The sequence below is a fragment of the Neobacillus drentensis genome (genome assembly GCF_036965245.1).
In the GTDB taxonomy this organism is placed as follows: domain Bacteria; phylum Bacillota; class Bacilli; order Bacillales; family Cytobacillaceae; genus Neobacillus; species Neobacillus drentensis_G.
In genome coordinates this window covers 1-2,962 of sequence record NZ_JBALPG010000234.1, presented here as the reverse complement: position 1 = coordinate 2,962, position 2,962 = coordinate 1, and the positions used below count along the sequence as shown (strand labels likewise).

3 protein-coding genes are annotated in these 2,962 nt (G+C 35.6%); 2 read left to right on the top strand and 1 reads right to left on the bottom strand.

Features of this window, described 5'->3' with window-relative positions; genetic code table 11:
* Nucleotides 1–667: 667 nt before the first annotated feature.
* Nucleotides 668–829, bottom strand: a complete 162-nt coding sequence (locus V7150_RS26080) for a hypothetical protein (RefSeq protein ID WP_248737755.1) — start codon at nucleotides 827–829, stop codon at nucleotides 668–670.
* Between the two features lie 960 nt (nucleotides 830–1,789).
* Here V7150_RS26080 and V7150_RS26075 point away from each other — a divergent pair.
* Nucleotides 1,790–2,302, top strand: coding sequence for a DUF3231 family protein (locus tag V7150_RS26075; RefSeq protein WP_248737754.1), 513 nt, complete (start codon nucleotides 1,790–1,792; stop codon nucleotides 2,300–2,302).
* Between the two features lie 176 nt (nucleotides 2,303–2,478).
* Nucleotides 2,479–2,724: a WGxxGxxG family protein gene (locus V7150_RS26070; protein WP_248737753.1), complete on the top strand. Its 246-nt coding sequence runs from the start codon at nucleotides 2,479–2,481 to the stop codon at nucleotides 2,722–2,724.
* Nucleotides 2,725–2,962: the final 238 nt, after the last annotated feature.

The window sequence follows — 2,962 nt, the reverse complement described above, 5'->3', positions numbered from 1 at the left end:
TGAAAGAAACGAATAAAATGTTAGAACATAAAATTACTTCATATAAAGAAATGATTTTGAAAAGAAATGAAGTAGATACAAAAGCATAATATTATATTTAGGGTAAATAACGTAAAAACATAATAAAATGAACGCACGTATTAGAGGTATATAATATGTGCGTTCCTTAATTACTTGTTATTGAACTAAAGCACCCTTTAGTTTAAGTAGAAATCTTCACAATCTTTTCTTTATCTTAACAAGATCTAATCTCTTAAATGTGTTGGGGCGTTACAAAAAGACGTCTTCTTATTCAAGAAAAGTGCCCTTTGTTGAATTATTTGATGAAATCAAAAATATCCTTTTCTAACGTCCATTCTAAACGTCTAATCAACTCCTGCTGTACAATGGTGCCTTGTTAATCTTATGTAAGATTTTCCATACTTTATAAACACAAAAACCCTTTAATGATTCGGAAGATATGAAAAAGGGTTATTGGTTATATATTTTTCAATAAAAAGGCTGTTTAATGAATTGGCATGTTCGGGATGATAGTGAAGTTTTGTAAACCAGCATACCCAACCTACATCATTTAAAGGGTTCGCCCATTCAGACCATTCCCACTCTAAAACAGTAAGGACATTGTCTTCGGTGTATAACACATTGTGTGTATTAGCAACTTTAACAACTAATAAAGGATGAAATCCATCCAGTAAGAAAGTTGCATCCGTGTAACCTCTACTTTGTCAGCATTCTCAAACAGATCACAAGGGATGGGCATCTGGATCCCATCCTTGTTTGTTATATACCCAGCATGGACGTCATCTTTAAGCCCATTAGGCACAGTCATCCCTGTGGCCCTGTAGGTCCCGGTCCTGTTGGCCTTGGTGTCGGCGTTGGTGTCGGTGCCGGTGTCGGCGTTGGCGTTGGTGTCGGTGTCGGTGTCGGCGTCGGCTCTATGGGTGGTCTGTCCTCACCATGACTTGGATTAGACGGTCCTACCGAACCGCTGTTATTACTGTTATTATTATTTTCCAAATGAATCATCTCCTTTAATAGTCAATATTCCCAATGTCGAGTTGGATAATGTAAGAAAAAAGCCAAGAACTGATACTTGTGATTCAAAAATTATCTTAGCAAGGGTGTTTTCCACATATTGTTGGTAGAGCTCTATAGGGTTCCATCCTAATGTCCATCAGCTAACAAAACATTACAATTCTTCACAAACTTCTCTAACATAAAATATATCCAATTATCTTATAAAGGGTTATTCCAAAAATGGCCCGATTGTTGTATAAGAGCTAAAGACGATTCTTCAACTAACTACCCGTTTGAAAAAGAAGTGCACAATATACTCGTATTGCGTACTAAGTCTTGTTTGAACAATTTCTAAGAAATTCAACATTTGCCCAATCCAATACTTAAATCTTTTATAAAATAAAATTAACCACAGTTGCTTTCCCCAGTTTTTAAAGCGTCTAACCAACGCTTTTTTTGTTTTTTTGTGTCTTATTCGAACATATCTTCAATTAACCAAAATTTGTCCAATCCGATACTAAAACTTTTCATAAAATAAAAATTGAATAATGGTTTAATTCACCATAATTCCCTCCACTTTTGAAGCGTCTAATCGTCGCTTCGTTTTTTTTCGTCTTTTGTGTCTAATCGAAGTAACCTAATGCTTAATAGTTTTGTTAATTTTATCTTTCTGTGTATATTCTCCACTCCGTAAGCAAAATTTAACTATTGTGGTTAAAAGCCTACCATTAACCCCAAGGAGAAAATTATGATCAACATAAGGAGTGTAGTTATGGGCATTTTAAACGGTAATCCTCAAAATGAACCTATGCATTACGGTGAAGTTTTTGGAACATGGACCTACTTAACAGTAGAAAAGGGACTTTATGCTGGGTACCAAGCCTTTGCTAATCACACTGGCGACGACGACCTAAAGAAACTTATTGAAGAAGCTTTACAAGGTTTAAAACAAGAAATTAGCCAAACTGAAGAGCTACTAAAAGCAAATGGTGTTGGACTTCCACCTTCACCTCCAGACCGACCAACAGCAGATTTAGAAAGTATCCCTGTAGGTGCAAGATTTACAGACCCAGAAATTAGCGCTGCCATTTCTAAAGATATAGCTGCTGGTTTAGTAACTTGCAGTCAAATAATTGGGCAATGTATTCGTGAAGATGTTGCTTTAATGTTTGGGCAATTCCATACTGCCAAAGCTCTTTTAGGTGCAAAATTTTTAAAACTTAATAAGGAAAAGGGTTGGTTGATCCCACCACCACTGCACTTACAAGTACCAGAAAATAATTAACTCTTTTAAAACAAAGTCCATTTCTCCCAAGCCTTATGGACTTTGTTTTTCATAAATATCATTAGTTATTGCAATTTTGTTATAATAATTTTTTCTTTTATAAACGTTATTGACTTGAATAATTTTTCTCGAAATTACAAACTTTAAAGTTAATCCCAATGATTGGAGGAAAAACTGTGTTTAAAAAAATTCTATATTCATCCTTTGCTCTGTTGTTTTCTGCAATGTTGTATGGAATATCAACCGGTTATGCCCAAAATAACCCCGTAACAGACTTCGCCAGTAATAAGGTCTTCCATGTAGCTCAAAACGGTAATGACATTGATAATAATGACAATGACGATAACGACATGGATTGGGGTTGGATTGGTTTAATTGGTTTAGCAGGCCTATTAGGTCTACGGAGGAACGATAGGAAATAAAAGGCTAAACCAGTTGAACTAATAAATTAGTAAATCTTAGCTAAATTTTTCTCTCTTAATAGGCTTTTCCTTATCTAAGATCCATCTCCTTTTGGAAGCGTCTACCCCGCGCTTCTTTTTTCGTCTTTTGCGTCAAATACGCATTAAGCGTTATTTCTTATTCAACTGCTAACCTGCCCAGTTAGCACAATAAGAAAACGGGATCGCCGCAGCCATCCCATCATTAACATAAGCACCC